Source organism: Microlunatus capsulatus, from assembly GCF_017876495.1.
GTDB lineage: Bacteria > Actinomycetota > Actinomycetes > Propionibacteriales > Propionibacteriaceae > Microlunatus > Microlunatus capsulatus.
Map to the genome: position 1 here is coordinate 2,715,300 of NZ_JAGIOB010000001.1, position 16,300 is coordinate 2,731,599.

At 75.8% G+C, this 16,300-nt stretch carries 18 protein-coding genes; 16 read left to right on the top strand and 2 right to left on the bottom strand.

Annotated elements, in window-relative coordinates; translation table 11 throughout:
* The first annotated feature begins 31 nt into the window (after positions 1–31).
* The 9 genes from JOF54_RS12560 (at position 32) to JOF54_RS12600 (ending at position 7,722) form a co-directional block, all read left to right on the top strand.
* Positions 32–895 (top strand): IclR family transcriptional regulator, encoded by an 864-nt coding sequence (locus JOF54_RS12560; RefSeq protein WP_210056249.1) that lies wholly within the window; start codon positions 32–34, stop codon positions 893–895.
* Positions 892–2,025 (top strand): mandelate racemase/muconate lactonizing enzyme family protein, encoded by a 1,134-nt coding sequence (locus JOF54_RS12565; protein WP_210056251.1) that lies wholly within the window; start codon positions 892–894, stop codon positions 2,023–2,025. The genes JOF54_RS12560 and JOF54_RS12565 overlap by 4 nt, the downstream gene beginning before the upstream one ends.
* Positions 2,015–3,043 carry an aldose epimerase family protein gene (locus JOF54_RS12570; protein WP_210056252.1) on the top strand — a complete coding sequence of 343 codons (1,029 nt, stop codon included), beginning with the start codon at positions 2,015–2,017 and terminating at the stop codon, positions 3,041–3,043. The genes JOF54_RS12565 and JOF54_RS12570 overlap by 11 nt, the downstream gene beginning before the upstream one ends.
* A 32-nt stretch (positions 3,044–3,075) precedes the next feature.
* Complete coding sequence (sp36, locus tag JOF54_RS12575; protein WP_210056254.1) at positions 3,076–3,243, top strand: Sp36 family protein; 168 nt, start codon at positions 3,076–3,078, stop codon at positions 3,241–3,243.
* A complete protein-coding gene (locus JOF54_RS12580) occupies positions 3,240–3,725 on the top strand; it encodes a RidA family protein (RefSeq protein WP_210056257.1) in 486 nt (161 codons plus the stop codon). Before sp36 ends, JOF54_RS12580 begins: the two co-directional genes overlap by 4 nt.
* A gap of 6 nt (positions 3,726–3,731) precedes the next feature.
* On the top strand, positions 3,732–4,400 hold the full coding sequence (locus JOF54_RS12585) for an NUDIX hydrolase (RefSeq protein WP_307804108.1): 669 nt from the start codon (positions 3,732–3,734) through the stop codon (positions 4,398–4,400).
* On the top strand, positions 4,397–5,194 hold the full coding sequence (locus JOF54_RS12590) for an MBL fold metallo-hydrolase (RefSeq protein WP_307804109.1): 798 nt from the start codon (positions 4,397–4,399) through the stop codon (positions 5,192–5,194). Before JOF54_RS12585 ends, JOF54_RS12590 begins: the two co-directional genes overlap by 4 nt.
* A gap of 43 nt (positions 5,195–5,237) precedes the next feature.
* Complete coding sequence (locus tag JOF54_RS12595; protein WP_210056259.1) at positions 5,238–6,110, top strand: rhodanese-like domain-containing protein; 873 nt, start codon at positions 5,238–5,240, stop codon at positions 6,108–6,110.
* Positions 6,111–6,183: 73 nt separating this feature from the next.
* Complete coding sequence (locus JOF54_RS12600; protein WP_210056260.1) at positions 6,184–7,722, top strand: S1C family serine protease; 1,539 nt, start codon at positions 6,184–6,186, stop codon at positions 7,720–7,722.
* Positions 7,723–7,889: 167 nt separating this feature from the next.
* On the opposite strand, the gene JOF54_RS12605 is transcribed toward JOF54_RS12600, so the two are convergent.
* Complete coding sequence (locus JOF54_RS12605) at positions 7,890–8,567, bottom strand: Crp/Fnr family transcriptional regulator (RefSeq protein ID WP_307804110.1); 678 nt, start codon at positions 8,565–8,567, stop codon at positions 7,890–7,892.
* Positions 8,568–8,759: 192 nt separating this feature from the next.
* On the opposite strand from JOF54_RS12605, the gene nth reads away from it, so the two are divergent.
* From nth to JOF54_RS12640, 7 genes are read left to right on the top strand one after another with little or no spacing between them, the layout of a single operon-like run.
* A complete protein-coding gene (nth, locus tag JOF54_RS12610; protein ID WP_210056264.1) occupies positions 8,760–9,524 on the top strand; it encodes an endonuclease III in 765 nt (254 codons plus the stop codon).
* Positions 9,521–10,174 carry a TlpA family protein disulfide reductase gene (locus JOF54_RS12615; protein WP_210056266.1) on the top strand — a complete coding sequence of 218 codons (654 nt, stop codon included), beginning with the start codon at positions 9,521–9,523 and terminating at the stop codon, positions 10,172–10,174. Before nth ends, JOF54_RS12615 begins: the two co-directional genes overlap by 4 nt.
* Positions 10,171–10,875 (top strand): NUDIX hydrolase, encoded by a 705-nt coding sequence (locus JOF54_RS12620; RefSeq protein WP_307804111.1) that lies wholly within the window; start codon positions 10,171–10,173, stop codon positions 10,873–10,875. The genes JOF54_RS12615 and JOF54_RS12620 overlap by 4 nt, the downstream gene beginning before the upstream one ends.
* Positions 10,865–11,581 (top strand): HD domain-containing protein, encoded by a 717-nt coding sequence (locus JOF54_RS12625; protein ID WP_210056268.1) that lies wholly within the window; start codon positions 10,865–10,867, stop codon positions 11,579–11,581. The genes JOF54_RS12620 and JOF54_RS12625 overlap by 11 nt, the downstream gene beginning before the upstream one ends.
* Entirely contained in the window at positions 11,578–13,320 is a 1,743-nt protein-coding gene (locus tag JOF54_RS12630) for a glycoside hydrolase family 13 protein (RefSeq protein ID WP_210056270.1), read from the top strand. The genes JOF54_RS12625 and JOF54_RS12630 overlap by 4 nt, the downstream gene beginning before the upstream one ends.
* Before the next feature lie 9 nt (positions 13,321–13,329).
* Positions 13,330–15,438 carry a GMC oxidoreductase gene (locus tag JOF54_RS12635; RefSeq protein WP_307804112.1) on the top strand — a complete coding sequence of 703 codons (2,109 nt, stop codon included), beginning with the start codon at positions 13,330–13,332 and terminating at the stop codon, positions 15,436–15,438.
* A gap of 21 nt (positions 15,439–15,459) precedes the next feature.
* Positions 15,460–15,660 carry a hypothetical protein gene (locus JOF54_RS12640; RefSeq protein WP_210056274.1) on the top strand — a complete coding sequence of 67 codons (201 nt, stop codon included), beginning with the start codon at positions 15,460–15,462 and terminating at the stop codon, positions 15,658–15,660.
* Positions 15,661–15,763: 103 nt separating this feature from the next.
* Here JOF54_RS12640 and JOF54_RS12645 read toward each other — a convergent pair whose 3' ends face one another.
* A complete protein-coding gene (locus tag JOF54_RS12645; protein ID WP_210056276.1) occupies positions 15,764–16,207 on the bottom strand; it encodes a phage holin family protein in 444 nt (147 codons plus the stop codon).
* Positions 16,208–16,300: the final 93 nt, after the last annotated feature.

Below are 16,300 nucleotides of genomic sequence, written 5' to 3' on the forward strand. Positions count from 1 at the left end.
GGTCAAGGGCGGAACCGCCAGGAGGGGTGGGATGACGTCGGAGCCCGCCGCGCGGACCGCCCCGGAGGGTGACGCGCCCGGCCCCCACCAGCCGCCGACGCCCGCGCCGACGGGGGCCGCGCGGTCGCTGGCCGCCCTCCGGCTCCTGGCCGAGCACCCGACCGGGCTGCGGCTGGGCGAGGTCGCCGCCGCCCTGGGCACGCCCAAGTCGAGCGCTCATCGCAGCCTCGGGGTGCTGGTGGGCGGCGGGTTCGCTCGCCAGGACGCCGACGGCCTCTACCACCTGGGCTTCGACCTGGTCCGGCTCGTCGTCGGCTACCAGGAGGCGCAGCCCACCGTGCACGCCGTCACGCCCGTCCTGCGCCGGCTGGCCGAGACGACGGGGGAGACCGCGCACTACGGGACCCTCATCGAGGGGGCGATCGTCTACCAGGCCAAGGTCCCGCCGCCGCGCGCCACGTTCCAGATGAGCTCGGTGGTGGGTGGTTCCAACCCCGCCTACCGGACCGGGATCGGCAAGGCGCTGCTCATGCACGCGCTGCCCGACCGGACGGCGGTGGACCGCTACGTGGCCAGCTACGGCCCGCTGGAGGCACGCACCCCGCACACCCTGGTGAGCGCGGCCGCCCTGCACGAGGCGCTGAGCCGGTACCGACGGGCCGGCTACGCGCTGGACCTCGAGGAGAACGACCTCGGGATCGTCTGCATCGCCTTCCCCGTCTTCCTCGGATCGCCCAGCCGGCCGACCGGAGCGCTCAGCATCAGCGCCGTCGCCAGCCGGACCACCGCCGACGAGCTCGTCGCGCAGATGCCGGCGGTCCGGCGGATCGTGGCCGAGGAGCTGGGCCCCGCCGCCCTGCCGGACCCCGCCGTCCCCGACCCGGAGGAACCATGAGCCACGCCGACCTGACGATCACCGCGGTGGAGGCGGTCCACCTGCGGCTGTCCGAGATCGACGCCGAGCGCTGCGACGGCACCCAGGACACCCTGCTGGTCTTCGTCACGGCCAGCGACGGGACCGTCGGGGTGGGGGAGGTGGACTCGTCCCCGCTGGTGGCGAAGGCCGTCATCGAGGCCGAGCCCTCCCACCTCATCGCCCGGGGCCTGCGCTCGGTCCTGCTGGGCCGCCACCCCCTCGACGTCGACGCGCTCTGGCACGACATGGTCGAGGGCAGCCGCTACTTCGGCGGCGGCGCCACCATGCACGCGATCAGCGGCGTCGACATCGCGCTCTGGGACCTGGCGGGCAAGGTCCTCGACCTGCCCGTCGCCCGCCTGCTGGGCGGGCCGCGCTCGGACCGGCTCGACGCCTACGCCAGCCTGGTCATGCCGGACACGCCGGCCGAGGCCGCCGCGGCGGCCGCCCGGCACGCGGAGCAGGGCTACCGGGCCATCAAGTTCGGCTGGGGGCCGATCGGCCAGGACCTGGCGGCCAACGAGGCGCTGGTGCGGGAGATCCGGCGGGCCGTCGGCGACGACGTCGCGGTGATGATCGACGCCGGCCAGGTCTGGGACACCAAGACGGCGCTGCGGATGGCCGCCATGTACGAGGGGTACGGCATCGCCTGGCTGGAGGAGCCGGTCGCGGCCGACGACCTCGCGGGCTACCGCGCCCTGTCGGACCGCTCGTCGCTGACCATCGCGGGCGGGGAGCAGGAGAGCAGCTACGGGGCCTTCGAGCGGCTCCTCGACGAGGGCGGCCTCGACCTCATCCAGCCGGACCTGGCCCGCTGCGGCGGGCTCACCCAGGGCCGCCGTCTCGCGTGGCTGGCGCAGACGCGGCACCGGCGCGTGGTGCCGCACGCCTTCAAGAGCGGGGTGCTCGTCGCCGCGTCGACGCACTTCGCCGCGAGCATCCCCAACGGCGGGCTGATCGAGCACACGGTCTCGACCTCCCCCATCGCCCGGGACCTGGTCGCGCGCGAGATCGACTTCGTCGACGGCCAGGTGCGGGTGCCGCTCGACCAGCCCGGCCTGGGCGTCGAGGTCGACCTGGACCTGCTCGAGCGGCTCCGTGCCGGCTGAGCGGGGCCCGGCCCCGACCTCCGGCGCCCGGACCGCCACCAGCCCCACCAGCCCGACGCTCAGCACGGAGTGGTCGCTGTCCGGCCACCCCGCCGTGGTCCTGGAGAACCGGTGGCTGCGGGCCGTGGTGCTGCCGGCCCTGGGGGCCAAGGTCGTGAGCCTGGTCGACAAGCGGGCCGACCTCGAGCTCCTGTGGCGCAACGGCCGGGTGCCGCTGCGGGCCGTGCCCACCGGGGCCGTCTACGACGACCACTTCAGCGGCGGCTGGGACGAGATGTTCCCCAACGACGAGCCGGAGGAGCTGGCGGGGGAGCTGATGCCGGACCACGGCGAGCTGTGGACGCAGCCCTGGGCCGTCTCGACGGGCACGTCGACCGGGGGCGGCGGGCCGGAGGTCGTCCTGGACCTCGCCGTCTCGACGCCGGTCTCGGCCTGCCGGGCCGAGCGGCGGCTGGTCCTGGGGGACGGCCCGGAGCTGCGGTGCGAGTACCGGGTGACCAACGAGGGCCGTCGGGCGCTGCCGTTCCTCTGGAAGTCCCACGTCGCGGTCGCCCTGCAGCCCGACACCACTGTGGACATGGCCGCGCGCGAGGTGCTGGTCGACGGCTTCGGCGCCCCCCGCGTGCGGCCGGCCGGGGCCGTCTTCTCGTGGCCCGTCGCCCGGGTGGACGGCCAGGACCACGACTTCCGGCGGCGCCCGGACATCAATGGGCGCGGCGTCGCCGAGCTCCTCGTCGCCACCGGCCTCGACCGGGGCGCGTGCGCTGTCGACCACCCCGCCGCCGGCTCGGGCCTCGCCCTGGGCTGGGACGCCGCCGACCTCCCGTCGTGCTGGCTGTTCGCCTCCCACGGCGGCGGTTGGCGCGGGCACGACGTCCTGGTGCTCGAGCCCTGCACGGGCCACCCGCTGTCGGTGGCGGACGGCGCCGCGGCCGGGACCCACCAGGTGCTCGAGGCCGGGGCCACCCGCTCCTGGTCGCTCACCGCCGCCGTCGGCCGGCCCGCGCCGCTGCGCTGACCCCACCCGGCCCGGTCGCTAGGGTGAGCGCCATGACGAAGTGGGAGTACGTGACCGTTCCGCTGCTGGTGCACGCGACCAAGCAGATCCTCGACAACTGGGGCCAGGACGGGTGGGAGCTGGTCCAGGTGGTGCCCGGCCTGAACCCCGAGAACCTGGTCGCCTACCTCAAGCGCCCGATCCCCGGCACCGGGGCGTGAGCAGCCCCTCCGAGCGGCTCGCCGAGCTCGGGCTGACCCTGCCCGGTGTGGCCGCGCCGCTGGCCGCCTACGTGCCGGCCGTCCGGGTGGGCGACCTGGTCCACACCTCCGGGCAGCTGCCCAGCGTCGAGGGCAAGCTCGTCGCCCTCGGCAAGGTCGGCGCGGAGGTCACCTCCGAGACCGCGGCGGAGTGCGCCGGCCTGGCCACCCTCAACGCCCTGGCCGCGGTGGCGGCCGAGGTCGGCGGGCTGGACGCCGTCGCCCGGGTGGTCAAGGTCGTCGTCTTCGTGGCCAGCGACCCGTCCTTCACCGGGCAGGCCCAGGTGGCGAACGGGGCCAGCCAGCTGCTGGGCGACGTCTTCGGCGGGGCGGGCAAGCACGCCCGCAGCGCGGTCGGCGTGGCGGTGCTGCCGCTCGACTCCCCGGTCGAGGTCGAGCTGGTGGTCGAGGTGACCGCCACGCCGACGATCCGGCCGCTCTAGGCGCCCGTGCCGACGCGCTCGCTCGACGTCCTCGCCCGCCTGGACCGCCGGGTGCCGGCCGCGCTCGCGGCCCGGGCGGACACGTCGGCGGGTGAGCCGGTGGCCCCGCGGCCCTCGGCCAGCGTGGTGCTGCTGCGCGAGGCGGCCGACGGCGGCCTCGAGACCTACCTGCTGCACCGGCACGCCCGGATGCCCTTCGCCCCGTCGGTGGTCGTCTTCCCGGGCGGCGGGGTCGACCCGGCCGACGCCGGCCCGGATCCGCGGCTGGCCTGCGCGCTGCGCGAGACGGCGGAGGAGACCGGCGTCGCCCTCGTTCCCGGTGCGCTGCGGCGGTGGGCCCACTGGGTGACCCCGGCGGTGGAGCCGCGGCGCTACGACACCCTCTTCTACGTCGCCGCCCTGCCCGCGGGGGCGGAGGCGAGCGACGTCTCGGGCGAGACGACCCGGGCCGGCTGGGACCGCCCCGCCGCCGCGCTGGCCGCCGCGGACCGCGGCGAGCTGGTGCTGATGCCGCCCACCCGCTCGGTGCTGCTGGAGCTCGCCGACCTGCCGGACCTGGCCGCGGTGGCCGAAGCGGCCCGGGACCGCGTCGTCGAGACCGTGCTCCCCGTCCTGCGCCGCGACGGCGCCGGCTGGGTCTTCGTCTACCCGGACCCGGCCGGGAGCCGGTCGTGACCGCGGCCGTCGAGGGGGTGGCCCCGGCCGTGCGGGTCCTGCTCGCCCCCAACCCCGGCCCGATGACCCTGGAGGGCACGAACACCTGGCTGCTCGGCGACCCGGCGGCCGGACCGGTCGTCGTCGTCGACCCCGGTCCCGACGACGCGGGCCACCGCGCCCGGCTGCTCGCGGCCGCTCCGCACGGCGTGTCCGCGGTGCTGCTCACCCACCGGCACGCCGACCACAGCGACGGCGCCCCCGCCCTCGCGGCGGCGGCCGGCTGCCCGGTGCGCGCCGTCGACCCGGCCTTCCGGGTGGGGCAGGACGGCCTCGGCGACGGCGACGTGCTGGCGCTCCCCGGCGGGCAGGTGCGGGTCGTGACCACGCCCGGGCACACGGCCGACTCCTGCTCGCTGCTGCTGCGCGGGGACGACGGGGCGGCCCGGCTGCTCACCGGCGACACCGTGCTGGGCCGCGGCACCACGGTGATCGCCGCGCCCGACGGCGACCTGGGCGCCTACCTGGCCTCGCTCGACCGGCTCGCGGCGCTCGTCGCCGCCGAGGGCGTCGTCGAGCTGCTGCCCGGGCACGGACCGCGGGTCGGTGACCCGGCGGAGCGGCTGGAGGCGTACCGGCGGCACCGCGAGGAGCGGCTCGAGCAGGTGCGGACGGCGCTGCGGACGGGGGCCCGCGGGGTCCAGCAGGTCGTCGACCGGGTCTACGGTGACGTCGGGGAGGCGGTCCGGCCGGCCGCGGAGCAGTCGGTCCGGGCGCAGCTGCGCCATCTGGGCGCGGCGCTCGACGAGGCCTGACAGACTCGGCCGCAGGAGAGGCCGGCGACACGGGGGAGGCGCCATGGCGAGCACGACGCTGCTGCTCTACTACGGGCTGGTGCCCGTGCCGGACCCGCACGCGACCGCGCTCTGGCAGCGCGAGCTCGCGGCCCGCTGCCGGATCTGGGGCTCGGTCGTCGTCTCCCCGCAGGGCCTCTGCGGCAACCTCGGCGGCCCGCCCGAGCGGCTGGAGACCTACGCCCGCGCCACCCGGGAGCACCCGGCCTTCGCGCACCTCGACCTGCGGCTGGTCCCCGGCCAGGGGGAGCCGCGCCCCCGCCTGTCGGTGACGGTCCGCGAGGAGCTGGTGGGCTTCGGCGCCCCGCACGAGCTGCGCGTCGACCGGCACGGGCTGGTGGGCGCCGGCGCTCCGCTCGGCCCGCACGGGCTGCACGAGCTCGTGGCCACCCGCGGCGACGAGGTGGTCCTGCTCGACGGCCGGCACCGGCACGAGACCGAGGTGGGCCGCTTCGCGGGCGCCCGGTCGTTCCGCGCGGAACGGGCCAGCGACGTGCTGGCCCAGCTCGACGCCGGCACCCACGACGGGCTGCGGGACCGGCCGGTGGTCACCTACTGCACGAGCGGCCTGCGCGCCGAGCTGCTCAGCGCGCTGATGCGCAACCGCGGGTTCACCGACGTGCACCGGCTGGAGGGCGGCATCCTCGCCTACGGCCGCACCTTCGCCGACGACGGCCTGTGGGAGGGCGCGCTCTACGTCCTGCAGGACCGGGTGCGGGTGACCTTCAGCGACCACCCGGCCGTGCTCGGCTCCTGCGAGACCTGCGGGGCGCCCACCTACGCCCACCGCGACTGCGTGGCCCCCCTGTGCCGGGGCTGGGCGCTGCTCTGCAACGCCTGCGCCGACTTCGCGCTCTGCGCGGCGCACCGCAACTGAGGCGGCCGCAACTCCCAGCGCGCTCACGTGAACCGCACAGGTGACGCACAGGATGGCGACGCAACCTCGGAGCATGACATCGGACGAGACCTCCGGGGCGGGCACGCCGCCCCTCGGCAGCCAGCCGGGACAGCCCGGACCGCACCACGTGGCCGGCCAGGACGACGTGACGCAGCCGCTCGGCTACGACACCCCGGGCCACCAGCCGCTGGGCTACGACACCCCGGCCCAGCCCCTGGGCTACACCGGGCAGGGCTACGGGGCCCCGACCTACGAGACCCAGGGCTACGGGGCGCACGGCTACGGCACCCCGGACCACCAGGCGCAGGGCTACGGCACCCCGACCTACGGGGCGCCGGGCTACGGGACGCCGACCCAGGACGTCCCGACCGGGGTGCACCAGGACGCGCCGTGGTCGACGCAGCCCCTGCCCGGCTACACGGCCGCCGACTTCCCCGCCCCGGCCGGCGTCACCACGCTGGCCCCGGCCCCCGCGGTCGCGGCTCGTCCGCGCCGCCGGATCGGGTCGCTGCTGGTGGCGGCCTCGCTCGCGGCCGTCGTCGGCGCGGGTGCCGGTGTCGGCTCCTTCGCCTACCTGACCGACGGCGGCGCCGCGGGTGCGGTGTCCCCGATCTCGGTCACCACCGTGCCCGCCGCGCAGACGCCCGTCCTCGACGGCACCGTCGTCGCCGCGGCCGACAAGATCCAGCCCTCGGTCGTCACCATCACCGTGCAGGCCGGCCAGGGCGGGGACATCGGCAGCGGCGTCGTCCTCGACGACCAGGGCCACATCCTCACCAACGAGCACGTCGTCTCGGCGGCGGCCGGCAGCTCCGGCCAGGGCGGCACGGCGGGCACCATCACCGTGACCTTCCACAACGGGACGACGGCGCAGGCGCAGGTCGTCGGGACCTCGCCGACCAACGACCTCGCCGTCATCAAGGTGGACGGGGTGGGCGACCTCACCCCCGCCGTCTTCGCGAAGTCCTCCTCGCTGCAGACCGGCCAGGCCGTCGTCGCGGCGGGCGCCCCGCTGGGCCTGTCGGAGTCGGTGACCAGCGGCATCGTCTCCAACACCGCCCGCCCCGTCCGCTCGGGCGACGACGACGACGCGGTCTACCTCGCGGTGCAGACCGACGCGGCCATCAACCCCGGCAACTCCGGCGGCCCGCTCGTCGACCTCAACGGCGCCGTCGTGGGGATCAACTCCTCGATCGCCAGCACCGGCGCCAGCTCCGGCAGCACGCAGTCCGGCAACATCGGCATCGGCTTCGCCATCCCGGCCGACGTCGCCACGCGGGTCGCCGGCGAGCTGATCCAGGACGGGTCCTCGACCAACGCGGCCCTCGGCGTCACGGTCGGCGGCTCGGACGCCCAGGTCTCCACGGCGACCGGGGTGGCCCTGCAGTCGGTCAGCCCCGACGGCGCTGCGGCCAAGGCCGGCCTGGAGCAGGGCGACGTCGTCACCCGGCTCGACGACTTCGCCACCACCACCCCGGACGGCCTGATCGCCGCCACCCGCTTCTACGCCCCGGGCACCGAGGTCACCGTGACCTACACCCGTGGCAACGGCGACGCCCAGACCGTCAAGGTCACCCTCGGTCAGCAGTGACGAGTGCGCGGCGCTGATCGCCGCGCCCGGCCCCGTGCCGCGCAGCGAGCGTCGGAGCCGCGCGTCCCGCCTGGACGACCGAGCCCGCGGACACGTTCTTCGTCCGCGGGCGAGGGAGGAAGGCGGGGACTCCAGCGCGGCGTGCGCGAGCTGCGCCTGGAGAAGAACTACCGCGCGCGGCGCTCCACGCGCTCGGTGTCGAGGATGGTGACCGAGCGCGGCTCCAGGCGGATCCAGCCGCGGGCGGCGAAGTCGGCCAGGGCCTTGTTCACCGTCTCCCGCGAGGCGCCGACCAGCTGGGCCAGCTCCTCCTGGGTGAGGTCGTGGTGCACGTGCACGCCGTCCTCGCGCTCGTCGCCGAAGCGCTTGGCCAGCTCGAGCAGCTGCTTGGCCACCCGACCCGGCACGTCGGAGAAGACGAGGTCGGCGACGACGTCGTTGGCCCGCCGCAGCCGGGCGGCGAGCTGGCCGAGCAGGCCCTGGGCCACCTCGGGCCGGCCGGTCAGCCAGCCCATCAGCTCGTCGTGCTCGAGGGTGCGGATCTCGCAGGCCGTGACCGCCGTCGCGGTCGTGGAGCGCGGGCCCGGGTCGAACAGCGAGAGCTCGCCGAACATCTGCCCCGGCCCGAGGATCGCGAGCAGGTTCTCCCGGCCCGCCGAGCCGCTGCGGCCCAGCTTGATCTTGCCGGTGATCACGACGTAGAGCCGGTCCTCGGCGTCGCCCTCGTGGAACAGCACCTCGCCCTTGACCAGGCGGATCGTCCCCATGGCGGCAGAAAGCGCGCTCGCCGCCTCGTCCTCGAGACCGGCGAAGAGCGGTGCTTTCTTCAAGACTTCCGGATCCACGCACGACCTCCTGAGTGACGCATGTCTCATCCAACGCGTGTCAGGCTACCGTGGCAGACGCGAGAACGTGAGACGGCGGCGGGGGGCCCCTCCGGGCCCCGGCCCGGGTCGTCCCGCGCCTGGTCGCAGCGCCTCCGGCGCTCCGCTCCGCAGGCCTCGGGCCGCACCCGCTCCGAGGCATAGGGTGAGGCCATGACCGCGAGCCCCACCCCGGGCGGCCCCCCGGCCGACGAGCCGGCCGCGGAGGCGGAGCCCGCCCCCTACGACCGCTCCCGGACGGCGCTGGTGCGCCGGGCCCGGCAGATCGGCCGGACGCTGGCCCAGACCTACCCCGACGCCGACATCGAGCTGGACTTCCGCACGCCGCTGGAGCTGCTCGTCGCCACGATCCTCGCCGCGCAGAGCACGGACAAGCGCGTCAACACGGTGACGCCGGTGCTGTTCGCCCGGTACCCGGACGCCGCCGCCTACGCCGGGGCGGACCGCGCCGAGCTGGAGGCGCTCATCATCCCCACGGGGTTCTTCCGCGCCAAGGCCGACAGCCTGATGAAGCTGGGCGCGGCGCTGACCGAGCGGTTCGACGGCGAGGTCCCGGGCCGGCTCGTCGACCTCGTCTCCCTGCCCGGCGTCGGCCGCAAGACCGCGAACGTCGTCCTCGGCTACGCCTTCGGGGTGCCCGGCATCACCGTCGACACCCACGTCGGCCGGCTGTCGCGCCGCTTCGGCTGGACCCGGCAGACCGACCCCGAGAAGGTCGAGCCCGAGATCGGCGCGCTGTTCCCCCGCAAGGACTGGGTGCCGCTCTGCCAGCACGTCATCTGGCACGGCCGCCGCTGCTGCCACGCCCGCAACCCCGCCTGCGGCGCCTGCCCCGTCGCGCACTGGTGCCCGTCCTACGGCGAGGGCGAGACCGACCCCGCCAAGGCGGCCAAGCTCATCCGGGAACCGCGCGGATGACCCGTCGGCCCCTGGCGGCCGCCCTGCTCGCGCTGGTGCTGGTCGCCGGCTGCACCAGCGAGCCCCCCGTCACGCGGTCCTCGGTCGCACCCACCGCCACGGCCCCGGACACGACCGTCCCGGAGACGGCCGGCCCGGCGCCCGACTCCAGCGGCCTGGCCGCCGAGAAGGCGGCGGCCGGGATCGCGGACTGCCCGGCCTCGGACCCCGCGGTGGCCGCGGTGCCCGACGGGCTGCCGGACGCCGTCCTGCCCTGCCTGGGCGGGGGCCGGGAGGTCCGGCTGGCCGGGCTCCGGGGGCGGCCGATGATCGTCAACGTCTGGGCCCAGTGGTGCGGGCCGTGCCGCGACGAGGCGCCCTTCCTCGCCGAGGTCGCCGCCGACCCCGGGTCCGACGTGCTGGTGCTGGGCATCGACCACGCCGACCCCGAGCCCGCCCGCGCCCTCGAGTTCGCGCGGGTGGCCGGGTGGCGCTACCCGCAGGTCCAGGACCGCGACCTCGTGCTGCGCCGGGACCTGCAGGTCGTCGCCCTCCCGCAGACCTTCTTCGTCCGCGCCGACGGCACCATCGCCCACCGCAACCTGCGGCCCTTCACCTCCGCCGACCAGATCCGCTCGCTGGCCCGCGAGCACCTCGGGGTGACCCCGTGAGCGCGCCGGTCGCGGGCCGCCCGTCGTGGCTGGCCCCGCTGACCGCTGCGCTCGCCACCCCCGACCGGGTGGCCTCGGTCGTCTCCCTGCGGCCCGGGGTGGGCGGCCGGGCTGCGGCCGTGCTCTGCCTCGTCGGCGAGGGCGCCGCCGGTCCCGAGGTGCTCTTCGTCGAGCGCGCCGCCACGCTGCGCACCCACGCCGGGCAGATCGCCTTCCCCGGCGGCGCCGCCGACCCGGGTGACGCCGACCTCGTCGACACCGCGCTGCGCGAGGCCGAGGAGGAGGTCGGGGTCCGCCGCGACGCCGTCGACGTGCTCGGCCTGCTGCCGCCCGCCCACGTCGCCGTCAGCGGCTTCGACGTCACCGCCGTGGTCGGCTGGTGGCGGGACCGCACGCAGGCCCGCGCCGTCGACCTCGCCGAGGTGGCCTCGGTCCCGGTCGTCCCGGTCGCCGAGCTCACCGACCCGGCGCGGCGGGCCTCGGTCCGGCACCCGTCGGGCTACACCGGACCGGCGTTCGAGGTCGCCGGCCACCTGATCTGGGGGCTGACCGCCCACCTGCTCGACGGCGTCCTCGACCTCGCCGGCTGGCAGCGGCCCTGGGACCGCCACCGCGAGGTGCCCATCCCCGCCCGCTACCTGCGGGACCGCTCCGACACCACCCGTCCCCACCCCGAACCCGGAGGCCCCGATGCCCACTGACCCGACCGACCCCTTCGCGGTGGCCGCGCTGGACCCCGACGCCGTCGAGGCCGAGCTGACGGAGCGCTGGGACGCGCTGATGCCGGCCCTCCCCGAGCTCGGCGCGGGCCTGCGCCGCCGCTACGCCGAGCCGCACCGGCGCTACCACGACCGGACCCACCTGCTCCAGGTGCTGCGGATGGTCGACCGGCTGGCCGGCGACGAGGACCTCTACGTGGTCCGGCTCGCGGCCTGGTTCCACGACGCCGTCTACGACCTGCCCGAGCGCGAGCTGACCAACGAGGAGGCCTCGGCCCGGCTGTCGGTGCGCGAGCTGGGCCGCGCGGGCTTCGAGCAGGAGGACCTCACCCAGGTCGCCCGGCTGGTCCGGCTGACCGCCACCCACGCGCCGGGCGCCCGCGACCCCGAGGGCGAGCTGCTCTGCGACGCCGACCTCGCCGTGCTCGCCGCGCCGCCGGAGCTCTACGACGCCTACGTCGAGGCCGTCCGCGCCGAGCACGAGGCCGTCCCGGAGGAGGAGTTCCTGGCCGGCCGGCTCGCGGTCATGGAGCCCCTGGCCGACGGCGAGATCTTCCGCAGCGGCAAGGCCCAGAGCCTCAAGGCGGCCGCCCGGGCGAACCTCGAGCGCGAGCTCTGGTCGCTGCGCGACCGGCTGGGGATCGAGCAGCCGGAGGACGAGGACGCTGTGCGAGACTCGCGCAGGTGAGCAGCCCCGAGCAGCCCCGCGTCCCCTCCACCGGAGCCGTCCTCGCCCGGGAACCCGGCTGGTGGCGGTCCGCCGTCGTCTACCAGATCTACCCGCGGTCCTTCGCCGACAGCAACGGCGACGGCATCGGCGACATCCCGGGCATCACGGCCAAGGTGGACTACCTGGCCTCGCTGGGGGTCGACGTCGTCTGGCTGTCCCCGGTCTACGCCTCCCCGCAGGACGACAACGGGTACGACATCTCCGACTACGAGGACATCGACCCGACGTTCGGCTCGCTGGCCGACCTCGACGCGCTGATCGCGGCGCTGCACGCCCGCGGCATGAAGCTCGTGATGGACCTCGTCGTCAACCACACCTCCGACGAGCACGCCTGGTTCCAGGAGTCGCGCGACCCGGCCTCGCCCAAGCGCGACTGGTACTGGTGGCGGGCGGCGCGCGAGGGCTCCGAGCCCGGCGCCGAGTGGGCCGAGCCCACCAACTGGGCGTCCTTCTTCTCCGGCTCCGCCTGGCAGCTCGACGAGCGGAGCGGTGAGTACTACCTGCACCTGTTCAGCCGGAAGCAGCCCGACCTCAACTGGGAGAACCCGGAGGTCCGCCAGGCCGTCTACGCGATGATGAACCGCTGGGTGGACCGCGGGGTCGACGGCTTCCGGATGGACGTCATCAACCTCATCTCCAAGCAGCCCGGCCTGGCCGACGGCGAGGCCGCGCCCGGCCGCCGCTTCGCGCCGGCGTTCGAGCGCTTCGCCAACGGCCCGCGGCTGGAGGAGTTCCTGCAGGAGATGAACGCCGCCGTCGGCCTCGACGCGCGGCACCTGCTGACCGTCGGGGAGATGCCCGGCTCCACCATCGAGCTGGCCCGCCGGGTGACCGACCCGGCCAACGCGGAGCTCAACATGGTCTTCACCTTCGAGCACGTCGGCCTGGACGCGCAGCCCGGCGGCACCAAGTGGGACCTCGCCCCGCTGCACCTGCCGGTCCTCAAGCAGAACCTCGCCTCCTGGCAGGAGGGGCTGGCCGGGGTCGGCTGGAACTCCCTCTACTGGGACAACCACGACCAGCCGCGGGCGGTGTCGCGGTTCGGCGACGACAGCGCCGAGTTCCGCGTGGTCTCGGCGAAGACGCTGGCCACCGTGCAGCACCTGCACCAGGGCACGCCCTACGTCTACCAGGGCGAGGAGCTGGGGATGACGAACACCCAGTTCGTCGACATCAGCTCCTACCGCGACATCGAGTCGGTGAACTACCACGCCGAGGCGATGAGCCTGGGCCTGGAGGCCGAGACGGTGATGCGCTCGCTCGCCGCGCGCAGCCGCGACAACGCCCGGACGCCGGTGCAGTGGGACGACACCTCCCACGCCGGCTTCACCCAGGGCATCCCGTGGCTCCCGGTGAACCCGAACTACGTGTACGTCAACGCCGCGGCGGCCGTGGCCGACGAGGACTCGACGTTCCACCACCTCCGCCGGCTCATCGCGCTGCGGCACGAGCTGCCCGTCGTCGTCGAGGGCCGCTTCGCCCTGCTGCTGCCCGACCACGAGCAGCTCTGGGCCTTCACCCGGACGCTGGGGGAGCAGGTGCTGCTCGTCGTGGCCAACTGCTCCTCGCTGCCGGCGACGGTGCCGGCGGGCGCGCTGCCCGACGTCACCGGGGCGCGGCTGCTCCTCAGCACCCACCCGGGCGCGGCCTCGGCCGAGCTGGCGCCGTGGGAGTCCCGCGTCCACCTGGTGGGCTGAGGCGTGCCCGTGCCCGCGCAGCAGGAGCGGCTCCGGGCCGCGGTCGACGCCGTGGTGCCGGCCGGCCTGACCCCCGCGGCCTCGGCCGTCGGCGTCGCGGACTTCCTGGTGTCGGAGGCGGTCGGCTCCTACGGCTGGGCCGCGCGGGTGGGGGCGGTGCTGGACCGGCTCGACGTGGCCGCGGCGGAGCGCGGCGGGACCGGCGGCTTCGCCGGCCTGACCGGCGCGGCGCAGCAGGAGGTGCTCGCCGGCCTCCTCGGCGAGCCCGACGTCGGCTGGTTCGCGACCACCGTCGGGGCGGCCTACTACGCCGACCCGGCCTCGGGCGGCAACGTCGCGGACGCGTGGGGGCCGCTCGGCTGGACGCCCGACCCGCCCGGCGGCTGGCCGGACGTGGCCGTGCCGCCGGAGGACCGGCGGGCGGTCATCGGGCACGCCGACGTCCGCGAGCGCTACGACGCGGTGGTGATCGGCTCCGGCGCCGGCGGCGGCGTGGCGGCCGCCGAGCTGACGGCGGCCGGCCGGACCGTGCTGGTCGTCGAGCGCGGCGGCTTCCCCGACCGGGCCCACCTCGCCGAGGACCACCTGCGCAACGCCCGGACCGACATCGGCCTGGACCACCGGACCCTGGTGCCCTCGCGCGGCAACCCGCGGACCCTCGAGATCGGCGGCCGGACCGAGACCGTCTCGCCGTGGGACCCGCGGTGGGGGAGCAACGCCAACACCGTCGGCGGCGGCACCCGGGTCTACGGCGCGCAGGCCTGGCGCTTCGTGCCCGAGGACTTCACCATGGCCAGCACCTACGGCGTGCCCGAGGGCAGCGCCCTCGCCGACTGGCCCGTCTCCTACGACGCCATGGAGCCGTTCTACAGCCGGGCGGAGTGGGAGATCGGGGTCAGCGGCAGCACCGCCGGCGACGCGGCCCTGGCGCACCGGTCACGGGACTTCCCGATGCCCCCGATGCCGCTCACCGCGCCCGCGCGGCTGCTGGCCGAGGCCGGGTCGCGGCTGGGGATCCAGACGCTGGCCGTGCCGCTCGCGGTGAACTCGACGCCCTACGACGGCCGCCCCGCCTGCGCCCGCTGCCGGCAGTGCGTCGGCTTCGCCTGCCCCGTCGAGGCCAAGAACGGCTCCCACAACACGACGCTGGTCCGCGCCGCGGCGACCGGCCGGCTGCACCTGCTGCTGGGCACCCGCGCCGAGCGGCTGACCTTCGACCGGGCGGGCCGGGTGACCGGCGTCGTGCTGGTGGCCGAGGTCGAGGGCCGCCGCTGGCGCACCGAGGTGGCCGCCGCGGACGTCGTCGTCTCCGCCGGCGCCGTGGAGTCGGCGCGCTTCCTGCTCACCAGCACCAGCGACCGCGAGCCGCACGGGGCGGGGAACGACGCCGACCAGGTGGGCCGGCACCTCCAGGGACACCTCTACGCCGGGGCGCTGGGGCTCTTCGACGACCCGGTCAACGACTACGTGGGGCCCGGCCCGAGCATCGCCACCAACGACTTCCGCCACCACAACACCGACGCCACGGGGCGGCTGGTGGGCGGCGGGATGATCGCCAACGAGTTCGTGCCCACCCCGACCAGCACCTTCCTGCACCTGACGCAGAGCGGCCTGGTGCCCCGGCACGGGACGGGCCTGCAGCAGGGGATGGACCGGCTGATGCCGCGCATGCAGCGGGTGGTGGGCCCGGTCCAGGAGGTGACCTCGGCGGAGTCGCGGGTGCGGCTCGACCCGCGGGTCACCGACGGGCTCGGCCTGCCGGTGGCCCGGCTGAGCGGCCGGCTGCACCCCGAGGACCACCGGACGGCGGCCTACCTCGGCGAGCGGGCGGCGGACTGGCTGCGCGCGGCCGGGGCGTCGACGGTCGTCGTCGGCGGCCGGCGGGGCGACGAGCTAGGACCGAGCAGCGGGCAGCACCAGGCCGGCAGCTGCCGGATGGGCACGGACCCGGTGCACTCGGTGACCGACCCCGAGGGCCGGGTGTGGGGGCACGACAACCTGCGGGTGGTCGACGGCTCGCTGCACGTCACCAACGGCGGGGTGAACCCGGTGCTGACGATCTTCGCCAACGCCTACCGGGTGATGGACGCCTGGCTGGGTTCCGACGGCCGGCGCTGAGCCGCGTGAGAGGCTGAGCCGGTGACCACGGACAACAGCCCCGACGTGCCCGAGACCGCCGACCCCACCCTGCTGGAGCGTTCCGAGCAGCTCATCGACGAGGCGCGCGGCGCGTCCCACGAGGCGCTCGTCGAGACCGAGGACGACCCGGGCCCCGAGACCGCGAGCGGCGAGGAGTTCCCCGTCCCCGGCGACGAGCAGGACGCGGCCGAGCGGTTCTGACCCCCGCTGCCCTGCGGCCGCGGGGGTCCGACCTCCGCTGAGCTCAGCTGAGCCGGTCTCAGCTGCCCCGGTCTCAGCTGAGCCGGTCTCAGCTGAGCCGGTCTCAGCTGATCGCGCGGCTGCTGACGACCTGGCCCTCGATCTGCGGGGCCGTCGCCGCGGCGTTGCCGCGCTGCACGGCGGCCTTCAGCTCGGCCACCGTCGCGTTGGCGTTGGCGATGGTCTTCTCCGGCGCCTTGACCCGCTTGACCAGCACGAAGCCGACCAGGCCCAGCACGGCGGCGACGAGCAGCAGCGCGACGCCGACGATCAGGAAGGCCAGCCAGGTGTCCACCACCTGGGCCAGCGCGAAGGCGGCCGCGAAGTACAGCACGGACAGCGCGCAGATGGCGAAGTAGCCGGCCGCGCCGAACAGGCCGGCACCGATGCCGGCGTTCTTGGCCGCCGGGACCAGCTCGGCCTTGGCCAGCTGGATCTCGTCGCGCACCAACAGCTTCACGTCGTCGCTGATGCCCTTGATCAGGTCGCTCACACCCTGGTCTGCCATGAGTGCTCCTCTCGTCCCGGGTGAGCCTAGTGTCTGCGAGCCGCCGTGCTGCGCGCGGTGCCCGCAGCGGCGTTCGCGCCGGGCCGCGCCGGC

Excerpts from the sequence above, each read along its gene's own strand:
- JOF54_RS12560 (WP_210056249.1), top strand. The coding sequence starts at position 32 with ATGACGTCGGAGCCCGCCGCGCGGACCGCCCCGGAGGGTGACGCGCCC.
- JOF54_RS12565 (WP_210056251.1), top strand. The coding sequence starts at position 892 with ATGAGCCACGCCGACCTGACGATCACCGCGGTGGAGGCGGTCCACCTG.
- sp36 (WP_210056254.1), top strand. The coding sequence starts at position 3,076 with ATGACGAAGTGGGAGTACGTGACCGTTCCGCTGCTGGTGCACGCGACC.
- JOF54_RS12595 (WP_210056259.1), top strand. The coding sequence starts at position 5,238 with ATGGCGAGCACGACGCTGCTGCTCTACTACGGGCTGGTGCCCGTGCCG.
- JOF54_RS12600 (WP_210056260.1), top strand. The coding sequence starts at position 6,184 with ATGACATCGGACGAGACCTCCGGGGCGGGCACGCCGCCCCTCGGCAGC.
- nth (WP_210056264.1), top strand. The coding sequence starts at position 8,760 with ATGACCGCGAGCCCCACCCCGGGCGGCCCCCCGGCCGACGAGCCGGCC.
- JOF54_RS12615 (WP_210056266.1), top strand. The coding sequence starts at position 9,521 with ATGACCCGTCGGCCCCTGGCGGCCGCCCTGCTCGCGCTGGTGCTGGTC.
- JOF54_RS12625 (WP_210056268.1), top strand. The coding sequence starts at position 10,865 with ATGCCCACTGACCCGACCGACCCCTTCGCGGTGGCCGCGCTGGACCCC.
- JOF54_RS12645 (WP_210056276.1), bottom strand. The coding sequence starts at position 16,207 with ATGGCAGACCAGGGTGTGAGCGACCTGATCAAGGGCATCAGCGACGAC.